Source organism: Chryseolinea sp. H1M3-3 (assembly GCF_029360725.1).
In the GTDB taxonomy this organism is placed as follows: Bacteria; Bacteroidota; Bacteroidia; order Cytophagales; family Cyclobacteriaceae; genus Chryseolinea.
Genome location: NZ_JARKMY010000004.1, coordinates 112,066 through 132,254 on the forward strand (window position 1 = coordinate 112,066; position 20,189 = coordinate 132,254).

Below are 20,189 nucleotides of genomic sequence, written 5' to 3' on the forward strand. Positions count from 1 at the left end.
TTAAGATATCCCTAATTTTTCTTTGATAGCCTGAAGATCTTTTTCAATAGATAACGAATCATCTTTTAGTATACGGTTCAATTCCTCTTTCTTACTATTCGTATCACGATGTATTTCGCCATAGGCTTTCGCTAGCGCTTCCTGGTCTTCAACTTTTGATTTCATACGCTCGAGCATGGTAATTATTCCGTTGTTATCGACATGGGCAAGTTGCTTATTCACTTGTTCCGTGGCTTTGCTAACTTTCACCCGTGCCTTCAATGTTCGCAACTCTTTCTCCCATTTCTCCATATTTTCTTTCAGAATTTCTGTATTGCGCAGCATCTCCCTAGAGGATTGCTGTAAAGCGGCGACTTGCTGCCCAATGTCTTCTGATTCTATATAATATTTTTTATGGAGCGACAACGCTTCGCGTGCAAGCTCTTCAGCCTTTGACAGCTCGACTTGCCCAGACTGAGCTTTTTGCATGATCAATATAGCTTTTTCAGCATAATTTCTTGACTCCTGCTGACGAGAATGATGATCATTTTCAGTGCGGATCGCCAGGGCTTTTACCTTGGCATAGGCCTCCGTCGCTTCTGCAAGATCAGTGCGCAGTTCACGAATGCCTTGTTCCGTCATTTTAATGGGATCTTCCATTTTATCAACTGCTGCATGGATTTCTGCCTGCCCTATTCTGAAAATTCTTTTGAAAATATTCATGACTGATAATTTTTTAGGTTTAAAACAATCGTCCCTTTTAAGTTTATCGTTTAGAAAAATCGATGATCTGTTGAGAGAACTCACTGAGTAATAATCCAAGAGAGTTCAAGGCACTCTCAAATTCGTTGAAGTCTATATTTTGTAGCTGCATGGTGTAGCGGAATAATACCCGGTCTCCTTCTTCATTGATGACAAAGCCACCGTGAATCGTATCCCTGTTTTTCTGCAGGAGTTTCTTGAACATATCCAGATTATCCTCCCGAAACGAGAAGAGAAACTGTTCCATAATAAGAATTGGGGGTGCAATGCCGAGAATCAAATTATGGATACCATCGGCTTGATTATCAATCTTCAGAATGCCATTCTGCACATCTTTATACAGTATTCTGCAGTTAAGTCTAAGGGCAAATTCTTCGATGGTGTCAAAGTTTTTCATGAGCATAATTTCTTCTGACTGAACAAATCTATTAATTGTTTTCTTAAAATGCAAAAAAATTTAGCATTGTGATAATGAAAATTACAATTATCTTTGGGGCATGACAAAGATCGGGGCCAATATCAAGAAGATTAGAACGACTAAAGGGCTGAGTCAGCAGGCGTTTGCTGATCTTTTTCAATTGACCAGAGGAAACATTTCTTCGTATGAAGAAAACCGAGCCGAACCGAGGATAGAAACCGTAATGCAAATTGCCAATTATTTTAGCATTCCCTTAAATCAATTTATTACGCAAAACCTCTCCATACATGAAATACTAAAATATAACGGCGATAAGTTGATCGAGGATGAAAATCATATTATCAATCTTCAGCTTAGGCAAGTTCCCTTCATCAACGATGCCATTTACATGAAATGTTGTTACCATGAATTGTCATTTAATGATTGGAATAGTTTTCCGAAGCTGACATTGCCTGAAGTAAATAATCACCACATGCTTGCGTTGAGCTTCAACCCAACTATCTCGCATCACGAATCGCTTCCTAAATATCAAATAGGTGATGTATTAATTTTCGAAGAGGTGACTCATCAGAATATTCATCTCTGTCAAAACAAGACTGGTCTATTTACTTCCGAGCGTGAGATCATGATTGGTCAGTATGAAATGAAGGATGAAAAAATTGATCTGGTGCTAAATGATTTTAAGAAAGAAAGATTCGATTTTAAATTTGCACAAAGATTTTGGAAACTATTTGCTTTGTATCAGCATGAGAAATAAAGATGTTCAAGAAGGGCGATCAATTTTTCATGTAAGTTTGAAGATGACTAAGGGCGTTTGAAAAAGAAGGAATATCTAAAAAAAAGAATCATTACTTGACTCCCTGTCTTTGCGACCTTTCCAAATTTTGATCACACATTGTGGAACTGATATGCTAGTCTGTAACAACGTTACCGTTAATATCTATTTCTGTTAAGACAAGATCGCGTTTCAGATAATCCGTTGTATAGTTATTTTCGTTGTAGTCGAATTGTTGAGATCCGAGCATCACGAAATTTCCCGTCATGTTTTGAATTGCTGAATTGAAACTATCATAGTTTGTGCCGTATTGCTTGACCCACTCAGTTTGTCCTACCCTATTGACCTTTGCCACCCGCATAACGTCAAAAAAGATATACGTGAAATCCCCGGCTTCATGGGCCTCGATCCGTCCGTCATGCTGGTATTCTAAGTAGAGTAGCTTTGTTGGAAACCTGATTGACCATTGCTCATTGCCCGCCGCATCCGTCTTAACAAATATATATTCCGACGGGCCAGAATATTCATAGCTTACAATACCATGATAAAACGTTCCGGAGGGTAATGCTATTGAATTACTAACGGGTTTATCAATGTCAAAAGTTTTTTCACCGATGCGGTCGCCTGCCAATTGCCGAAGTACCATTTTCCTAGCCCGTTGATCGGCGTCGGAGTTTTCAGCATACAAAAGCCTTATTACGCCTTCAGATTCCAACTTAAAAGATATCGGCGAATAGCCTTCTTCGCGGATATCCAACATATCCTCCGAGATGACGTCGAACGCCGAATCAAAAGATCTTAGTAACAGGCGCTCGCCACTTCCGTTATAGCCAGCGGCAAGGTATCCCGTTTTGGTTTCAATGACATCCAGGAAATACGTATATGTTTCACTTCTGTTAATAACGCTACCTGATCCATCAATTTCCCATAAATGTTGCTCCATCACGACTAGGTTACCTGACGAGTTTATGAACATCTTGCGCACGTTTGCGTAGGACTCGAAGGAAAGGCTATTTGATCTCAACGAATCAAAAGACGATGAAACTTGCAGAAATCTCCACGCATCTGCGCTGCTGCTACGGTTCCACGTGTGCACTACACGATATCCAGCGGTTGGATGTTCATACAGCATTTTTCCGTTTTCCGAAGCATTAATTTCCCCTATTCTTTTCCGCTCTGGCAAAACCGTAAGTATCGTGTCTGCGGAATTTTGCGGATTTTCCGTGAAAAGCGAGACACGGTAATTACCGGGGAAAAAATATGTATGTGACTGAAATACATTGTCTCCTTGATTTCCGTCTCCAAAATTCCAAATCGCAGACAACAATTCATCACGAGAATTAACCCGCGAAAAAGCAACAAAACCGACTGGAAGCCCCGCATAGATAACATCACTACCAACTTGTCGCGCGTCAATTCTTACTTTTTCCCTGATCCGCTCGGACGGATCGTCGATGCACGAAGCCATGATCGCCGGTATTATAATTGCACATTTTTTTAAATATCCCCTTATCATCATGGTTCTTTGTGAAATTGAAAAGCGCACGAAACTCCGGCACGAACACCGCTCCAATCAACATCAAAGTCTGCGGGAGGCGGTGTACTAAAAATTGACGATTTAAGCTTCGGTTCACCGGACACATTAAATTCGTATTCAACGAAGAGTACTAGTGCGAATCGTCCCAACGTTCGTGAAACGTCTGCACCAAATGAGAAGTATGAATTTATAGACGTAAACTTAGACCTCCTGTCCTCACTATAGGTCGGATCGTGCAGATTTATGCTATGTTGAAAATTCGTTGAATTAAATAGCGCACCAATGTTGATACGCGCGTTGACCAGGTAGTTGCCCGTTGTGTAAACCTGAAAGAGATTTGACGATCCCGCTAGGAAACCGTTTACAACCACGTCACGATATGCAGTTCCAGAATAATCACTGTACGCTGACCTGCTTCCAGTGCGCAGATATCCCAACGTCATCCCCGTGGACCATATGTTTCGGATCTGAACACGAACGAATCCTCGTACAAAAGGTGTTGCAGGAAAATTCTGTACATTTTTATAAGGAATAATATTTCCACCAACAATTGTTTCCTTTTGCCGGAGTGAACTCATATTATAAAACCCATAGCCAGATTCCAATCCAGCTGATAACTTCTGACCTTGTGAAGGCAGACAGATCGACAGGAATATAATAACTATACTGATTCTCATAAAGGAAAAGCAAATCCCCGCGTTGAATAAATGACGTTATTAAACAGTCGGAATTGTTCGTAAGATGGGTACGCGACTTTCAAACTCTTCACCAATGAATTGCCAATAGGGTCAATTACCAAATACGTTGTTTGAGTGTCACCAACAACGAAGCCAACATAACCCGTCAATGGATCATACGATACGCCGGAAAACGAATTGCCCTGGAAGCTAAATGTCTGCACTACATTGCGCGTTGAGAGATCAATGACATCCATGTGGCCAGTACGGTAAACCACAAACAAGCGATCTGAACTACTTGAAAAAACAGCGTCCCGAATGTTTGCCCGGTCATTTAACAAGATCAACTGACTCAACTGATCATTGACAATGGTATATAGTGTCCCATCATTAAAAAAGAATTTTGAATTCGGCGAGATATGCGGGGGTGCAGGAGTGGCTTGCAAGTATGGCGTTATCTTGATCTTTTTTTGTAGGTCAAACACGCCAACAACTTGTCCGGAAATGTAGAAACATGCCACTCCATCATTGGAAACTTCGATACTATGCGCATACATTGAAAAACCGGAGTTAATGGCAGTAAAGTCAATCGTTTCCAAATAGTCCATGTTTTGATCGAATCGAATCACTTCCATCCCGGTAAATAAGTAAAAATTCTTCCCATCAAACGATTTTCCATACATAGAATGCTCTGCAGACCACTGGTGCCCGGCCGACTGATAATATGCCTCAAATTCTACACGGCGATCGATCGAGCCTGTCACTGAATTCACAAGAAGAGCTTCATCAGGTTTAGAATTATCACTGATTAACATCTCGCGCGCACCATAATGGTGAAAGCCGTAGGTATCCAACGATGAAATACCATCAAACTCCAATTTATCCCCGGTCCAAACATGAAATTGATCAGCCCATCCTTTATCACTATAGCGACCAAAAGTAGAAAGGTAATACACGGTAGAGTGTCCGAACGGTGTGTCAATGGTCACTTCTCCAGATTGATTTGGTTCGAATTTTTGCTCAGGTTTGTTGTACGTGCCTAGCGATACCGTGGTAATATTGTTGTAAAACAGCGATGGCGGCCACCTAAGAACGACTTGATCATCGCTAATTGGCTGAATTTCAAATTGTAGTGTTTTGAAATGCGTGTCTTTATGAATCCCTGACCGCGTGGATTTGTATCCCAAAAGGTCCACACGGTATCGAACATCACCGCCGATGTAGAGTGAATCGCGGAAGTATAATGCTGTTGCATCTAAGGTCCATGGTTTTGGCATATGGTATTCTACCCACTGGCCGTTTGTGTCTTTGAAAAAACGTTTTACTTCATAATTGAGAAAGTTTGATTTCTCCGGAGGGTCCCATCGCACATAGAGCGTGCCCATTTCAGGTTCAATTGATTTAATCTCGACTGGATCACCTAACACTAAATCAACAACAATTTCGAAGTCCCTGTTGATCAACTTCTCCTCTTTGCCGAGAATCGAAGACAGGCTTTCAGATTGATTTACAAAAGCCGCAGTAATTGCAAGTGTGTGGCTTCCGTTGGCAAATTTGGCGGGGTCTACTAATAGCCTTGTCGGATTTTTTGGATCGATAATAGATATCCCATCAATGTATCCTTCCAAGCGAACCAGTTGATAACCATCCTGTTCGATTTTATATGTTAAGTGGGTCGGCCGGTAGATATAGACCGGCGAATTTGCATTGATAAGGTTGATTTCCAACCCCTCGAAGGACGGTTTATCCACGACGACGAAGTTTTCTCCTTCCGGTTCGAAACATCCATAGAGCAGCAGTGTCACAACGACTATTAAAGCGTTGGGATTCAGACAACGGACAAACAATTTATGTTTTGAATAAAGCACGATCGGAGATACAAACCGCACAATAATACCAATTAATCATAGCTATGTTGCAACTCGACAGCCATGCGCACTTGTAATGTTTGAAAATATCGAACGTTATTTGCATCTATAGAATAACGACAGATGCAAATAAATCGCACAGATTGTTTTAGGAACGTGATATTCATACTAAAACGAAGTGTTTTATATTTTTTATTAATTTCCTTACTCGGTATTGATTTCCAGCAAAATCATAAATGTAATTGACACTTTTTTGAATTTACATTGACAATTTGCTACATATAAGCCGCAGATCCAGAGAAGACCTAATGCCCGATTAATTGTTGAAACAACACGAACCATTACAATGTATGACTACAAGATAAGTTTGTTTCAAAGTTTTGTATAGGCAAATCGCCGCTTCGGTATCCGCCACGTATAGACAACTATACACTACGCCGTCATGTTCCAAATTGAGACCGTATGCATCCATTTTTTGAGGCAATGGGATTAGTGAACATCAGACGTCTAAAAATTAAAATCCTGGTATTCACAAGTGAGCCACCCGCAAGGCCGATCACAACGCTCGCGCTAGTGACGGCGACATTGAACGTAAGGCAGACCTTCAATATCAAGGTCATTGGTATGCAGAAGAAGTTGCCACAGACTGGATGTTATCTGTTCCCCTCCTTTTCAAAAAGCCCAAGAACTAATCTTTTCGTTTTAAGGAAAGAACCTATCTCAATGTGAGATACCCTTCAATACTAACAATCCTAATCGGAACACAAACAAACTTGCTTCACCTCGCATCACGCAATCAAACAAAAAAATCTCATACAATCGGCCAAAACCACAAAAGCGCCGACAATCTGAAGAAGTGTGTCGAATACATTTAATTTCAATAAAGGATTCAGACGACACTTTTTAATATTGTATCTACATCGTTTGAACCCAAAACCATCTTACTATGCCCAATTTATTTACCAAGCTGACTAAAACAGCAATTCTCGTTTCCCTACTTTTCACCAGTACCTTTGCCATGGCGCAGGACGGAACGATTTATCCACTCGATGCTCCTGCTGAACCGAACGCTATCCCACTCAACACAGGCGGCGTTGACAACCAGCCCGCACCTGAAACCTGGTTCCGCCAATGGGGCGATCCGATGGCGCGGAATATTTCCAAAGCTACCCTCACCCCATTCCTTCCCAAGAAGGGCAAGGCGAATGGCGCAGCTGTAATCGTGGCACCCGGCGGCGGCTTTAGATGGTTGTCGTTAGGAAATGAAGGCTGGGAAGTTGCGCAAGCGCTAGCAGACAAGGGCATCGCTGCCTTCGTGCTTAAATACAGACTCCATCCCACCCCCGAGTCACTCGATGGATTTAAAGAGTCCATGAATAGAACTTTCGCTGCGGCAACGCCGCCGCCTTCCGGAACTGCTGCTCCAGCTGGTCCGCCACGCATGGACCTGTCTAACCAGCTCGAAGATGCTGAGGCAGCCTATGCCATGATCGTCAAGCGTGCGGCCGAGTGGGGTGTCGATACAAGTCGGTTTGGTATGATCGGCTTTTCAGCTGGTGCCGGCCTCACCATGCATTCGACTCTTCACTCCAAGACTATGCAACTCGACTTCATCGGTCCGATCTATGGAGGCATGGGGCCTGTCGAGGTGCCGAAGAATGCTCCACCAATGTTCAATGTGATAGCCTCTGACGACTTTCTATTCCGTGGTCAGTTTGGCGTCGTTGAATCGTGGTTCAAGGCAGGGCGGCCAGTCGAATTTCACCTTTACCAGAATGGCGGACACGGCTTTGGCCTCGGCAATCCCGACCGGACAAGTAATCGCTGGTTCGATGCTTTCATGCACTGGCTAGAGGTTAACGACTTTCTCGTTGCCAAGCCAGCTAAGTGATCGCGTTATCTAACGGGATCATGTATACGAGTTGCGCATTCTCTGAAAGGTAATCTAATATGGCTATCTCCCGAAAGGACACAACCACAATCAACTGGTTGTGTCTTTTTTGAAGGCCTTGCTTTAAGACTTTGATGTTTTAATTTAATGTCAAAATTAAAGTAACGTCAATGGCCTATAGTACCAAGCTCGCGGACCGCATCAGAACATATCTTGAAAATGTCCCGAAAATGAAAGTGGAAGAAAAGCCGATGTTCAGTGGACTTGCATTTTTAGTGAATGGGAAAATGTGCGTAAATGTAAGCCACGAAAATCTGATGTGTCGATTTGATCCTGAACTGGAAAATGAAGTAGCGGAACGCGTAGGCTTTTTACCAATGGTCATGAAAGGAAAACAACTCAAAGGCTACTGCTATGTTAGCGAAGAGGGATATAAATCGAGGACAAATTTTGAATACTGGATGAAGTTATGTCTTGATTTTAATAAGAAAGCCAAGGCATCAAAAACGAAAAAAGCTCCTTCAAGAAAGAGAGCAAAATCCTGACACCGCAGCTTTTGATTTTGATTGACTTTCTCAAAGAGGAGAAATTAAGCAACGAATGAATAAATGCGGATATAGCTTCTGCTGATGAAGTTCCATAGCGAACGAACTATATTTTGAAGCATCAAAACAAGAATGGCGAAGCGCTATTGTTTTTCTCCTTGAACGACTGACTTAATAACGAAGGCCGTTAACGCTACAATCTTGCTGTCTCGAAATTGCCAGACGTCGCAATACAAGTAATCCTCGTCCTTGCCATTGTCAGACTTCATTGTTATGTTGCCAAGCGCCGTAACAAAATTGCCCTCTGCAATTAAGTTAGAAACGTTAAATTTTGGCGGCTCTTTGTAGTTCGTTGCCATCCACTGGCGAACTGCTTCTTTACCCCGTAGCGTTTGGTCACCCACAAAAGTCCATTCCGTGTCGTCCGTGCAGAACGAGAGAAACCCCTCATTGTTACCAGCAATGATAGCTGCATTTGCCTTTTGTAATATTTCTTTGTTATTCTCAGCCATTGTGATATTACGGAAACAAGTCTTTAAGAACTTCTGTGATCTGGCAGCTGGCTGCATTACAGTTCAAATCATGAGGATTGAACTGCAATGCACCAGTCTCCTACCCTGAAGAATTCAAATCAAAAATTCCTTTACTTCTTACCAATCCGATATAATTTTCCCTGATCTGTTATGGCATACAACGCTCCATCAATTCCTTGTGTGATGTCTCTGAAACGTTGTTTCTCATCCGATAAAAGTCTTTCTTCACCAGTAACTTTGTTGTTTTCAATGACCAGGCGACAAATGTGCATGCCGCTTAAGGCAGCAACAAATAAATTATTTTTCCATTCAGCTATTCCTGATCCATCATAGAATGTAATTCCACTGGGGGAAATGACCGGGTCCCAATAATACACGGGTTGTTCCATTCCTTCCTTTTGTTGAATTGCATCGCCAATCTTATCCCCACGGTATTCAATTCCATAGGTAATGGTCGGCCAACCATAATTTTTACCAGCTTCTACGCGATTGATTTCATCTCCTCCTCGTGGTCCGAATTCGGCTTCCCACAAATCTCCCGTCGTGGGATGGAAAGCAATTCCTTGTACGTTACGATGACCATATGAATACAATTCCGGTCTCGCCTTACCAGCAAACGGATTACCACTTGCAGGCTTACCATCCGTGGTAATGCGAATGATCTTTCCAAGTCCGGAGTTGAGGTCCTGTGCTTGAGGACGTGTCTCGATATCAGACCGTTCTCCAGTCGATAAAAACAGATTACCATCTTTTGAAAAAATAACCCGGCCTCCATAGTGAAGTGTCCCTTTGTAAACGGGCAGTGCACGGTAAATTACAGTAACATTTTCCAGCGTCTTTTCGTCGGCAGACAACTTGCCTTTCGCGACGGAAGTTACAGTGCCCTCGTCAAGTGGTTCGGAAAACGCCCAGTATACCATCCTGTTGTTTTTGAATGCAGGATCAAGACAAATACCCAGCAACCCACCTTGCCCTGCGCTATTAACCTTGGGAACACCGTTAATGGGTTCGCCCACAGCGCCGGCGGCTGATACAATTTTTATGGCACCTGCTTTTTCTGTGATGATAAATCTACCGTCCGGGAGCGATGTAATACCCCAAGGTAAACGCAGTGAGCTAGTTAACACTTTCCCCTCATAGGGCGTTTTGGTGGTAACAGCAGCGATACGGGTCTGCCCCTCAAAAGCAGGCTTATAGTCTGAATTTGGCTTCTTCGTCTCGACAGACACCCCTGCCGTTGCTTGTTGCGCCTTCGATACGATAGATCCGAATAAAAGGACAGTTCCAAATGACAAAACAAAAATTATTTTCTTCATGCTTATTAATTTATTTTACGAGTAGTGTTTAGTTTGTTATGGAGGCATGTTGCCTCACAAGTGTTTCTTAAATTCCGCTTTCTCAATCCTTTCAACAAAGTTGAGCGAAGTTGGTTTTTTTTGGTGAGTAAAATATAAAATACTGTTGATTGTGACACTAATTTTTTTCTTACCGCCACGTTACACTTGCTTAAGGATAAACGACAAACTCATCATGTCAGATTGCGACGATCATCTACGCCAGGCCAGCACGACATTTAGGATTGCAATTCCACGTATCTATTTTTGATTACAACATTCAATGACATATCCGACTATTCGCATGTTGGCAATAACGCTATCAACGATTACGCCCTGCCCTCGTGCGTCACGCTTAGCCCGTAACTTGTCGCAATACACCCTATCTTCTTTTAGCTGGAAAAAGTAATTTTAAAAGGTAATGCTATAGCTCGATATGCAAAAACATTTAACGTTCTTTCACGGAGGCGGTTCTAAAGAAGACTATGAAGCCGACGCAAAACTTGTCGAATCGCTTAAAGTTAAGCTGGGTTCAGGATACACTGTTCACTATCCGCTATTGGATAACGACGGAACTCCCGACCTCGGGAGACGCAAACAGATCAGCGAAGAAATTTCCACAAGTGAAGATAACATCATTTTGCTTGCCCATTCACTGGGGGCTTCCATGTTGCTGGCATGCCTATCTGAAAATAAGATCAGAAAAAAAGTGGCAGGTATTTTTCTTTTAGCGACGCCCTTTTGGAATGGAAAAGAAGATTGGGTTGAAGCGTTTAAACTGCGGCCCAACTTCGCAAAACAACTTGATAAGAAAACGCCGCTGTTTTTTTATCACTGCCGTGATGATGAGGAAGTACCATTCGGTCACCTGACTATTTATAGGCATCACCTTCCATGGGCTTCCTTCCGCGAAATTTCAGTTGGAGGACATCAATTTAACAATGACTTAACCATTGTTGCTAACGATATTAAATCAATATGAAAATACAGGCATATGCTGTAAAGCATCCCGGCGGTAACGTAGAACCATTCGCTTATGAAAGAAGAATTGGGAAGCATGATGTATTGATTAAAATATCGCATTGTTCTCTTGCATCGGGCGACGTGCAGATGATGAACAATGAATGGGGCGATTCCAAATTTCCATTGATTCCAGGTCATGAGATCATAGGAACAGTTGAACAAACGGGTTCGCATGTGATAGGCTTGAAAAATGGCGACCGTGTCGGTGTTGGATATCAGCTCAATGCCTGTTTTAAATGTCAACCTTGCAGGGATGGCAACGAGCAATTTTGTTTAAAACAAAAGGTAGTAGGTGTTGATTTGCCTGGCGGATTGGCCAAACACATTGTCGTGGATTGGAGATTTGCGTTTAAGATTCCATTGAATCTTGATTCCGTTAGATCAGTCCCGCTGTTATCTTCCGGCCTCACCGTATACTCGGCAATCCTTCGTGCAAACCTTGCCCGAAATTCAAAGGTGGCTGTTTTGGGAATTGGTGGTTTAGGTCACTTAGCGATTCAATTTCTTCATAAAATGGGACACGAAGTTTCAGCTTTTTCGCGCACGCCGGAAAAAAGAGAGATGATTCGGAGTCTAGGGGGAAAACTTGTAGATAGCGCAACCGTTAATAACAAGACAGATTACCACCGGAAATTTGATTTTATCCTTTCAACATTAAACGTTGACTTTGATTTGAATTCATATTTGCGAATGCTTGCACCTCAGGGTAAGTTTTGTGTCGTGGCGCAGCCTTTGAATAAAGTGTACGTTAATCTGGGATTGTTATATGATTACGCCCAGCGAACTATCTATGGCAATTATACAGGAAGTCGCAAGGATATGATGAACATGTTAGCGTTTTCAGCGAAGCATAATATTCAAGCCATTGCGGATGTAATGACATTTTCCAAGATCAATGAAGCCATTGATCTTGTGAAAACAGGGAAAGTTCCGATAAGATTGATATTACAACATACGGATTAAAATGCAGCCTCCAGAGAAAATTATAAAGACCTATAATGCTACCGCTGAAAGCTATGCAGCTACACGCATCGATGAACTTACTAAAAAGCATTTTGATCAAATGATTTTGAGAGAGTTTTCACGGCTTAATAAAGACCTGGGTACATGTGCTGACTTTGGCTGCGGTCCGGGACAGACAACCAAGTTTTTGTTTGACGCTGGTGTCAAGGATATTGTCGGCATTGATATTTCCCCGGGAATGGTGAATGTCGCCCGAAGAATTTTTCCTTACATCAAATTCGAGACAGGCGACCTCCTTTCCTTACCCTATGACGTAAACCATTTTGCGTCCGCAGTTGCATTTTATGCCATTGTACATTTTGATTACCAGCAGATCGACCAAGCATTTAAGGAAGTTAATCGCGTGTTGAAAAAAGGTGCACATTTTTTATTCTCATTCCATGTGGGAGAAGAGACGGTACATTTTGATAATGCCAACGGTATCGATATTGATATTGATTTGCACTTCCTGCAGACTGACCGGATCCTGAAACTCCTTGTCGACAACAACTTTAGCATCATCGACACAGTGGAACGACTTCCCTATCCTGAAGTCGAGTATGCCACTAAACGAGCTTATGTTTGGGCCCAGAAGTCTGACGTTGTGTAATCATTTTGGCGACGTTAGCCTTCATTCTATTTGTTTTTACCGTAAAGTCACTGCAGATCCCCAAAGTCAACCGTAACTATGAAATAACATGGTTCAGTTTTTGGCGAATAAGCATGTCCTCAAATGGCAACCATAGTGTCCAAGGTAATGGGACTTGCATATTGTAAAAAGCTTTATCCGCACAACTTGTACAACCTTGTGAAAAACATTTCGAGATAACCCATGTCGGAATATTAAAAAACATCGTTCCGGTATAAATAACCAGAACGATGTAGGTGCATGTGAACACAGCTTATCAAGCTCGCCTGATTTTCCTATCCTTAGGGCTTTTTTACCTTAATGTTGTCGATCGTATAGGAATCACTACCAACACCTGAGATCAAGATCTGTTTTACGTGTCGCGCATAATCAAACGACCAGGTGGCTTCTCCTAAACTGGACCACTTGCTCCAGCTTCCATCCAGCTTCTGCATCCAAACCTGGATCGGGCCATTGATAACTTTGATTCCCCAGAACTCGAAAGGAATTTGGCTGCTATTATAATCGTAAGCATATATTTTTATCCATTGATTTCCATAATGGCTGGATACCGTTCTAGGTTCCAGGAGAGGCTGTACCAAGATTGGCTGGCCATTGATCACTTTCCATACAGTTTGGTTGGTCCAATTAAAAATTGGAACAAAATTCTGGTAGCCGAGATGGTAATGGCCATAGTCGCTAGTAAAATCTGGATTGTACCCATTGCCATTATTCTCCTTTACGTGGAACCAGACACTTCCTACTGCTTGAATGTAAAACGGTGAAGTCGCAAACGTAAATTTCGCTTGATCCGGTATCCAGTTTAGGGCAATCGGATCATCGAAATCCACGTAATCAAAAGCTTGCGTTTTACCGTTGCCAATCGCTCTGCCTGACTCCGGAAAGATCTGTTGCGTCTCATTTACCTTTTTGTCATCAATAATTGGTGAGTTTGCTTCTTCAGGTTCTGGAAAACTCATCTCCGGTACATCCTTGGTGGGCACAGAAACAATCTTTGGATGATCTTGTGCATGATCTTGATGATCGTGAGGAAGGGCATCACTTTCCTCCTGCTGACATTGCATGAACATGAAGCTGATTAGAATAATACCAGCTAACCACAATTTGTTTTTCATTACGCTAATTTTCATTTCTTTTTTTGTTTGTTTGTTTGTGGTGCAACGTTCGCTGATTTTTGCGCTGGCCGGTTAGCACATATTTCCCATATGCTGACACGTATGTAACATTTTTAATTTAACGCTATTCGATAGCGAAATTGAGCTATGCAGACGGAGTTTGATTACAAACCATCATCCCATACAACGACAAGTCTGTAATAATTTTATCCATAAGATCACAGCTATGCACCTGCTCCCGTTGCATGGCGTCTTTAAAGAACCCGAGAAAGTTCAGTTATGAAAGCGCTGACCACCGGTATTTAAAAGGTGATATTCCCTGCCATCTGTTAAATGCACGTACGAATGCGGTTGGCTCTGAATGTCCAAGTATCGCTGAAATGTCTGATACGGTAAAGCTGTTATGCTTCAGCAAGAGCCTGCTTAATTTACATTTCAATTCTTCCAATAGACTCCTATAGCTCATCTTTTCCTTGGCAAGCATCCGCTGAAAGGTTCGAACGTTGTAGTTAATTGCCCCGCAACCTCCTGGATACTCGGTAAAGCCGGAGACGCCATGGATAGTGCGGCAATCTTTGCCCGGCTAGTATGCGACTTGCGTCCACGTAGTTTTTCGAGAAATGCGAGGTAAGCCGGAATCAAAACGTCAAGCTTTGATTCACTGTAGTCTGTGATCGGCATAGTGGCTTTGTTATCGAAGGAAAGAGAAAAGCCGGTGCTGATGAACAAAATTTTTGTTAACACTCATGTTTGCGCTGGCGGCATGGCCAGGTAACAGCGCAGAACGAATCAAATAAAACAGAAACCTTAAATTTTAAAAAAATGGAACAGATGACTTCGTTCGGTACTCAATTTTCTGACAGTTGTAAAGGGTTTAACTTATTGTACTCACTTTTAAGTTAGCCGAACTGTTAGATTAATTTAAAATTACATCAGTAAATCCGGTGGCCCCTCCATTCAATTAGCAGCTGGTGTACTACTATTTCTTCTTCAGTTTCATTTCAACCCTTTTTTGAATTATTGCCATAGCGTCGGCAAAAGTTGAAACCAAATAATCGTTCTCATGGTCCTTTAAGTACTTCAAAAATCCTCTATGCGTTTCACTTGAAATTTTAAAAAGTGGTCCACCTATGCCATGAAACTGAAAGACTCCTAACCCGTTAACTGCTTTCACTTTCTCCGCAAATTCTATTAGGTCATTGAGGCCTGTTCCTTCCTGAACATGCCAGCTTGGAACCTGCATCATATTCATTTTATCTAGATCTGCAACAACACTTAGTTTGTCTCCTCCACCCCGTGCATAATTTATGAGATGGAGTTCCTTCAACTTTGTAGAGTAATCAACACCATTTACCGTCACATTATTACAAGGGAAAGCGAAGGATCTTTGACCAGTTTTTTGGTCAATTTGCTCAAGATATAAGTTCATCACTTCAATTTCTTTGAGAATTTTTTCGACGTTGTAGCTCTCAATTGCTTCTTCCTTTTTCCATCCAAATTTCTCCGGGCAGGAATGAAACAATGTATGATTAGCGAGTTCGTGTCCATTCTGAGCAGCTTTTCTCCAGCCATAAAATGCAGGTGAGCCTTTTCCTAATATCCCCGATGTCCCTTGTATAGAGTTTAAGAAGAACGTTCCTTTTAGTCCTGTAGAGTCTAGTTGGGGAATTGCTATTGAAAGTTGAGAATCTAAAGCATCATCATACGTGAGGCAAATGATCGCCTTATTCTCCCGGTTCGTTAAACCAGAAGTTTGGCTATAACTAACAAGGGCCTTAAAAACTAATGCTAAAAGTAGAAGTCGTCTCATATAATTTCACTTTTTCGTTTGTTCCCGGTAAATATAGTCACCGCTACTGAAAGCTCTGGTGCAACACGGGCTTAACGTGCCGGCCACACGAACCTTTATTGGCGGTTTGTTGCCGTTAGTGCTCACTTTTTTAGTTTACGAAGAAATCTTCTTATTATTAAAAAGTCCAACATTGCTAACGCTAAAGCTATAAGGCCAAACCATATAACATCTCTGTCATTCATATTTTTGAATGTCGGTCTTGTTATTTTGTCGTAAAGTAGCCCAATGTAAATTATCACAAGTAATGAAGAGAACACAAAGAACAAGAAGAGCCCAATCTTTATTATGAATCTGGTCATTGTTGGTTTTTTAAATTTCAAAACTCTTTCTTTTTTCTTTTTTATCTATTGTCCCATGTCACTCCAGTCCATATGAAGACCATAAACTGCGTTCCCGATGTTGTCGCGTTGAATAAAAGTAGACCTCGTAGGTTTTAAGTCTCAGTTTGTAAAGAGGCGGAAAGTTGCCGGCAACCTTTTTACCGTCTCTACGTCCAGCCAAGTTGCCTCAATTACTTTGTCACCCTTTGTGATTTTAATGTTTTGATTGCTTAACGACACAATGACAAGTTAGGTGGCCCGGTTCTCCATTGGATGTAGCGTGCCCCGGGTCTACATGTGCGGTTAAGGGAGTCGTTATAAAGAAAAGTCCCACGACAAATGGGAGATACTTGAATGCATAAAAAACTGTCCTGTCGCTCTCCATCTTAGTAGTCAAATTTGTCCGAGGGCCAACGTTTATGTCTACAGCTTGATTTTTTAGATATGCATTCCTGTCGCAAGTTGCTGAAGGAATTAATAAAGACTAAACTTGACAGCAACTTTAATATGCATTCTGCCTAAAAAGTTATTACCCACCTTCGTATATAAACATCTACCGCAATCCAAATTAGAAAATTTGTAAGCGGTAGTTTAGTCACGGGGTATAACAATTAGGTTTCTAAAGTGCGCTTCTGTACCAGAACCCACCCATAATCCGATAGCTCCTCTCTCACGTTCGCCATGCTTTAAATCTGAAACGATAAGTGATGGCTGTTTCGCCTCATGAACATAAAGCTTTGCCGTGCCATCGTGTACAACAATTTTTACTTTTGTCCACTTGCCAACCTCCAGGTCTACATACGACTCATATTTCCCTGGTGTTTCTTTGCGCAATCTTTCCCATGAATAGTCTGGATAGGAGATGTACTGAACGGAATGGTTCCTACGCACCTGGTCTTCTGCTCTTCCGTTGGTTGGGCGTAGGTAGATGCACTCAAACTTTGTATCGCCTCCGTTTATTCGAAAAGCTATTCCCACAAAACCCCGTGCTGCTTCCACTGCAGTATTTTTGGGCTTACCTGCTAACTCCACTTCTATCGTGCCATTATGAAAGGTCAGCTCTCTGAGTTTTGCATACTTCAACTCTGAGGTTATGCCTTGGGCAGTGTCGACCACCATCACCGATTTTTTGCCCTCGTGATCCGATGCTTGTATCTTGACATGAACAGCCATCAGCCCTTCCGTTCCTTTCAGTGGAAATAACTTTTTCTCAGTTTGACTATAACAAGTAAAAGAAATTGCCAATAATGACAGCGAAATAAAATTGCTTTTCATGATGGAAGTCTTATGCAAATTTTTTATCGTTCGTAAATTAGTATCAAAAAAGCTTTGTATTCAAAAGCCAGGAATCAATCTCCTCGGCATCGTAAAATAGGTCAACTCACAATATTGAATTATCATAAGGAAGAATACAATATTCTGCCTTCCTGTTAAAATCTTAAAATAATAAACCAAGGACCGCTTAACAAATGTGAAATGCCAATTGCGTGTTCGATTGTGTGGCTTTACATTGGCGTTTACGAATATTTTTAATCACCTCTCCTTCCTTCATAACAAAAACCACGTCTTTAAACGTGCGAATATTTATGACGGCTTGGGTTTTCGAAACGCGTCGCTGTCCCACGTTGTTGAACGAAATTAAGAAAACAAAACGTGATAGCAACCCTGATCTGCAAGCTTGCGCTGTAATTACTTTTTTTCTGGCGGCCACTCACTGCCTCAAAATTTATGTCGCTGATGATGTCACGCTTGCAATCTGATAATTAGCAGGCAACTCAAGGGGCTAGAACACGACACAGGTTACCATAACGACGCATGTCTTCGGTTGTCTGTTTTTAAATATTATTTTGAGCCCTGCTTGCAAATAAGGTCGTGGTCAAGTACATCGTCAAAAAAACATTGTCAGTTTGTCGGTATTGCTTTAAGTGTAAGCTCCCTCGAAAATTGGGGCATTCAAAAAACTTCTTTTTGTTAATTATTTATGCGAAATTGCTTTGAATTTTTCATAAAAAGGGAAAGTGAAATGCAGTGGTTTAGACGTTGATGTAAGAGTATCCAACGTCTTTCATTACTTCAGTCTAAAAATTCATTAATGAAAACACTAAACAGAACAATAAGAAAAAGATCACTATAATCGTTGATATTGTTTTCTTTTTTCCCTCTCTTTTTAACCAGTCGTTATATTCATCCTGATCCTTCTTTGTCTCATAGCTAAAGAGTCCAACACATTTAATTAGAAAACCAATAAATACAATTAACAACATTGATATAACTGTCACTACGAATATCAAATCTGTGTTCATTGTCAAGTCGTTTGTGTTGTGTCTTGTCTTGCGCTTGCAGGCATAATCAATGGCGGGTGGTCGAAGCGTTTCACAGCATCAAAGGTAATTTGGAAAACCGAACTACTAATTTACACTGAACCATCGTAAATAGGTCAATATAGAATATTGAATTATGGTAAGGAAGAAGAAAATATTCTGCCTTCATGTTATTGGCTAAGACCTTATTATAAAGGACCACTTAACAAATGTGAAGTGTTAATTGCGTGTTCGATTGTGTGGCTTTGCATTGGATGCTTAGAGGCCGATATTTTTCAAACAGCGAGTTGCGGATAATTCAGGATTATTGAAATAATCATTAGCAGATGATTAATTATTAAAAAGCACTAGCGCCCTGTCCCTGTTTCCAGCTTGTCTATGCATCAATAACTTTCCATTTTTTGTTTTTTTCAAAAGATTAGACATGTTACCTTCAAACCTTCCTCCGTTAGTTGAATCGCCCCACCCGCCTTTATATTGACCAACCACAAAAACATAATCCCCAAGATCATGTATCCTATTATAATAGTGCTTTACATTAAAGGAGATATTTGGCGTATAGGTTTTGAGCATTTTTGGTCTGATATTCTCCATGCCCACCCGAATCGAATCAAAATTTGACATAAGGATTGCATCTTTTGTAAATCCGCCAGCTCTCGCATTTCCATCACCATTCGCTACGGCGTTTAACACCCCTGCGTCAAATTCTTCAATTTCAGCAACCAATTTCTTATTCACATTATCTATTGCTGTGAAGTTGGTTTCATCTACCAGAACATCCGCATACGGCACAACTTCAGGCTCAATATATTTATCAGCTCCAAATGTTTCTGATATAATTCTCAATTTTCCATCGTTGTCACTCTTCCATAAGACCATATAATTTCCTTTGTATTCACCTTGCGGAGTTTTAAGGGATGCGTAATGAAAACTAAAAGTGCCTAATTCCAGCAAATGATCAGCATAGACCTCCACTGCATATATTTTTTTCTTGTATATCTTAACATCTCCAGCCGCAAACCAGTCCTTAAAAAATTTATTCAACGCTTTACTTTCAAAAATGGCAGGCTTATACTCAGGAAAAAAAGTAAACTGACTGGCATATAAGCTTGTCAAAGCTTTCACATCTTCCGTTACGTATAACTGCTCTATCCTACTGTTTATCGCTTCCAGTTCTATTCGTGAATCATCTAAGGTCTTCGTGATACTTTGGCTCTTTAAGTCAATGTTTGAAGCACCTGCTAAGGCGACAATTAATATTAGGCTGATCATTTTCATATTTCTTAAGCTTTATCTGTTTCAAAGTTCAGTTTCATGTGCGCAGTAAAATGGAGTTATGTACTTGCACTTGCTCAAAAGTATCAAGCCGATAAGAAGCAAGAAATCAGATTGACTAAGGGAGGCCAAGGGTGTATCAAATACCCGCTTTTATTGACGAAAGGAAAGTGGTTTTCTGGTGGTGCCGGCTATGCCATCTCAGTTGGGTTCTGTCCGTAGAAATAAAATGGATTAAAGGTTAAAATCATATAGATGCTTAAACCAAAAAATACTATGCACCGATAAATCCCGCTCACCATCACCAGTACGC

General features: G+C 41.3%; 18 protein-coding genes. 6 read left to right on the forward strand and 12 right to left on the reverse strand.

Annotated features, from left to right (window positions below; translation table 11 throughout):
• Positions 1-702 (reverse strand): PspA/IM30 family protein, encoded by a 702-nt coding sequence (locus P2W71_RS14045; protein ID WP_276371898.1) that lies wholly within the window; start codon positions 700-702, stop codon positions 1-3.
• A 43-nt stretch (positions 703-745) separates the two neighbouring features.
• Positions 746-1,138, reverse strand: a complete 393-nt coding sequence (locus P2W71_RS14050) for a YbjN domain-containing protein (RefSeq protein WP_276371899.1) — start codon at positions 1,136-1,138, stop codon at positions 746-748.
• Positions 1,139-1,238: 100 nt separating this feature from the next.
• On the opposite strand from P2W71_RS14050, the gene P2W71_RS14055 reads away from it, so the two are divergent.
• Entirely contained in the window at positions 1,239-1,916 is a 678-nt protein-coding gene (locus tag P2W71_RS14055; protein WP_276371900.1) for a helix-turn-helix transcriptional regulator, read from the forward strand.
• 154 nt (positions 1,917-2,070) lie between these two features.
• Here P2W71_RS14055 and P2W71_RS14060 read toward each other — a convergent pair whose 3' ends face one another.
• Genes P2W71_RS14060 through P2W71_RS14070 form a run of 3 tightly spaced genes read right to left on the reverse strand, consistent with a single transcriptional unit; the run spans position 2,071 to position 5,953 of the window.
• On the reverse strand, positions 2,071-3,402 hold the full coding sequence (locus tag P2W71_RS14060; RefSeq protein WP_276371901.1) for a PKD domain-containing protein: 1,332 nt from the start codon (positions 3,400-3,402) through the stop codon (positions 2,071-2,073).
• A 47-nt stretch (positions 3,403-3,449) separates the two neighbouring features.
• Complete coding sequence (locus P2W71_RS14065) at positions 3,450-4,148, reverse strand: hypothetical protein (RefSeq protein ID WP_276371902.1); 699 nt, start codon at positions 4,146-4,148, stop codon at positions 3,450-3,452.
• Complete coding sequence (locus tag P2W71_RS14070; protein WP_276371903.1) at positions 4,145-5,953, reverse strand: hypothetical protein; 1,809 nt, start codon at positions 5,951-5,953, stop codon at positions 4,145-4,147. The genes P2W71_RS14065 and P2W71_RS14070 overlap by 4 nt, the downstream gene beginning before the upstream one ends.
• A 1,081-nt stretch (positions 5,954-7,034) precedes the next feature.
• Between P2W71_RS14070 and P2W71_RS14075 the strand changes: the two genes are divergently transcribed.
• Complete coding sequence (locus P2W71_RS14075; protein ID WP_276371952.1) at positions 7,035-7,907, forward strand: alpha/beta hydrolase; 873 nt, start codon at positions 7,035-7,037, stop codon at positions 7,905-7,907.
• 170 nt (positions 7,908-8,077) lie between these two features.
• The gene (locus P2W71_RS14080; RefSeq protein WP_276371904.1) at positions 8,078-8,452 is read left to right on the forward strand and encodes a TfoX/Sxy family protein; all 375 of its coding nucleotides are present in this window, start codon (positions 8,078-8,080) and stop codon (positions 8,450-8,452) included.
• Positions 8,453-8,595: 143 nt separating this feature from the next.
• Here the strand turns inward: P2W71_RS14080 and P2W71_RS14085 are convergent, their stop codons facing one another.
• The gene (locus P2W71_RS14085) at positions 8,596-8,964 is read right to left on the reverse strand and encodes a nuclear transport factor 2 family protein (protein WP_276371905.1); all 369 of its coding nucleotides are present in this window, start codon (positions 8,962-8,964) and stop codon (positions 8,596-8,598) included.
• Between the two features lie 131 nt (positions 8,965-9,095).
• A complete protein-coding gene (locus P2W71_RS14090; protein WP_276371906.1) occupies positions 9,096-10,301 on the reverse strand; it encodes a PQQ-dependent sugar dehydrogenase in 1,206 nt (401 codons plus the stop codon).
• A gap of 454 nt (positions 10,302-10,755) precedes the next feature.
• On the opposite strand from P2W71_RS14090, the gene P2W71_RS14095 reads away from it, so the two are divergent.
• From P2W71_RS14095 to P2W71_RS14105, 3 genes are read left to right on the forward strand one after another with little or no spacing between them, the layout of a single operon-like run.
• Positions 10,756-11,301 (forward strand): alpha/beta hydrolase, encoded by a 546-nt coding sequence (locus tag P2W71_RS14095; RefSeq protein ID WP_276371907.1) that lies wholly within the window; start codon positions 10,756-10,758, stop codon positions 11,299-11,301.
• A complete protein-coding gene (locus P2W71_RS14100) occupies positions 11,298-12,305 on the forward strand; it encodes an NAD(P)-dependent alcohol dehydrogenase (protein ID WP_276371908.1) in 1,008 nt (335 codons plus the stop codon). Before P2W71_RS14095 ends, P2W71_RS14100 begins: the two co-directional genes overlap by 4 nt.
• Before the next feature lies 1 nt (position 12,306).
• Positions 12,307-12,954, forward strand: a complete 648-nt coding sequence (locus P2W71_RS14105) for a class I SAM-dependent methyltransferase (protein WP_276371909.1) — start codon at positions 12,307-12,309, stop codon at positions 12,952-12,954.
• Positions 12,955-13,274: 320 nt separating this feature from the next.
• On the opposite strand, the gene P2W71_RS14110 is transcribed toward P2W71_RS14105, so the two are convergent.
• From P2W71_RS14110 to P2W71_RS14130, 5 genes are all read right to left on the reverse strand, one after another.
• Positions 13,275-14,108 (reverse strand): hypothetical protein, encoded by an 834-nt coding sequence (locus P2W71_RS14110; RefSeq protein ID WP_276371910.1) that lies wholly within the window; start codon positions 14,106-14,108, stop codon positions 13,275-13,277.
• Between the two features lie 462 nt (positions 14,109-14,570).
• Positions 14,571-14,852, reverse strand: a complete 282-nt coding sequence (locus P2W71_RS14115; protein ID WP_276371911.1) for a hypothetical protein — start codon at positions 14,850-14,852, stop codon at positions 14,571-14,573.
• 235 nt (positions 14,853-15,087) lie between these two features.
• Entirely contained in the window at positions 15,088-15,918 is an 831-nt protein-coding gene (locus P2W71_RS14120) for a polysaccharide deacetylase family protein (RefSeq protein WP_276371912.1), read from the reverse strand.
• A gap of 953 nt (positions 15,919-16,871) precedes the next feature.
• Positions 16,872-17,555: a hypothetical protein gene (locus P2W71_RS14125; protein WP_276371913.1), complete on the reverse strand. Its 684-nt coding sequence runs from the start codon at positions 17,553-17,555 to the stop codon at positions 16,872-16,874.
• Positions 17,556-18,931: 1,376 nt separating this feature from the next.
• Positions 18,932-19,879, reverse strand: a complete 948-nt coding sequence (locus P2W71_RS14130) for a hypothetical protein (RefSeq protein ID WP_276371914.1) — start codon at positions 19,877-19,879, stop codon at positions 18,932-18,934.
• Positions 19,880-20,189: the final 310 nt, after the last annotated feature.

Excerpts from the sequence above, each read along its gene's own strand:
- P2W71_RS14045 (WP_276371898.1), bottom strand. The coding sequence starts at position 702 with ATGAATATTTTCAAAAGAATTTTCAGAATAGGGCAGGCAGAAATCCAT.
- P2W71_RS14100 (WP_276371908.1), top strand. The coding sequence starts at position 11,298 with ATGAAAATACAGGCATATGCTGTAAAGCATCCCGGCGGTAACGTAGAA.
- P2W71_RS14105 (WP_276371909.1), top strand. The coding sequence starts at position 12,307 with ATGCAGCCTCCAGAGAAAATTATAAAGACCTATAATGCTACCGCTGAA.
- P2W71_RS14075 (WP_276371952.1), top strand. The coding sequence starts at position 7,035 with ATGGCGCAGGACGGAACGATTTATCCACTCGATGCTCCTGCTGAACCG.
- P2W71_RS14120 (WP_276371912.1), bottom strand. The coding sequence starts at position 15,918 with ATGAGACGACTTCTACTTTTAGCATTAGTTTTTAAGGCCCTTGTTAGT.
- P2W71_RS14080 (WP_276371904.1), top strand. The coding sequence starts at position 8,078 with ATGGCCTATAGTACCAAGCTCGCGGACCGCATCAGAACATATCTTGAA.
- P2W71_RS14095 (WP_276371907.1), top strand. The coding sequence starts at position 10,756 with ATGCAAAAACATTTAACGTTCTTTCACGGAGGCGGTTCTAAAGAAGAC.
- P2W71_RS14090 (WP_276371906.1), bottom strand. The coding sequence starts at position 10,301 with ATGAAGAAAATAATTTTTGTTTTGTCATTTGGAACTGTCCTTTTATTC.
- P2W71_RS14085 (WP_276371905.1), bottom strand. The coding sequence starts at position 8,964 with ATGGCTGAGAATAACAAAGAAATATTACAAAAGGCAAATGCAGCTATC.
- P2W71_RS14110 (WP_276371910.1), bottom strand. The coding sequence starts at position 14,108 with ATGAAAAACAAATTGTGGTTAGCTGGTATTATTCTAATCAGCTTCATG.
- P2W71_RS14055 (WP_276371900.1), top strand. The coding sequence starts at position 1,239 with ATGACAAAGATCGGGGCCAATATCAAGAAGATTAGAACGACTAAAGGG.
- P2W71_RS14125 (WP_276371913.1), bottom strand. The coding sequence starts at position 17,555 with ATGAAAAGCAATTTTATTTCGCTGTCATTATTGGCAATTTCTTTTACT.
- P2W71_RS14060 (WP_276371901.1), bottom strand. The coding sequence starts at position 3,402 with ATGGCTTCGTGCATCGACGATCCGTCCGAGCGGATCAGGGAAAAAGTA.
- P2W71_RS14065 (WP_276371902.1), bottom strand. The coding sequence starts at position 4,148 with ATGAGAATCAGTATAGTTATTATATTCCTGTCGATCTGTCTGCCTTCA.
- P2W71_RS14130 (WP_276371914.1), bottom strand. The coding sequence starts at position 19,879 with ATGAAAATGATCAGCCTAATATTAATTGTCGCCTTAGCAGGTGCTTCA.
- P2W71_RS14050 (WP_276371899.1), bottom strand. The coding sequence starts at position 1,138 with ATGAAAAACTTTGACACCATCGAAGAATTTGCCCTTAGACTTAACTGC.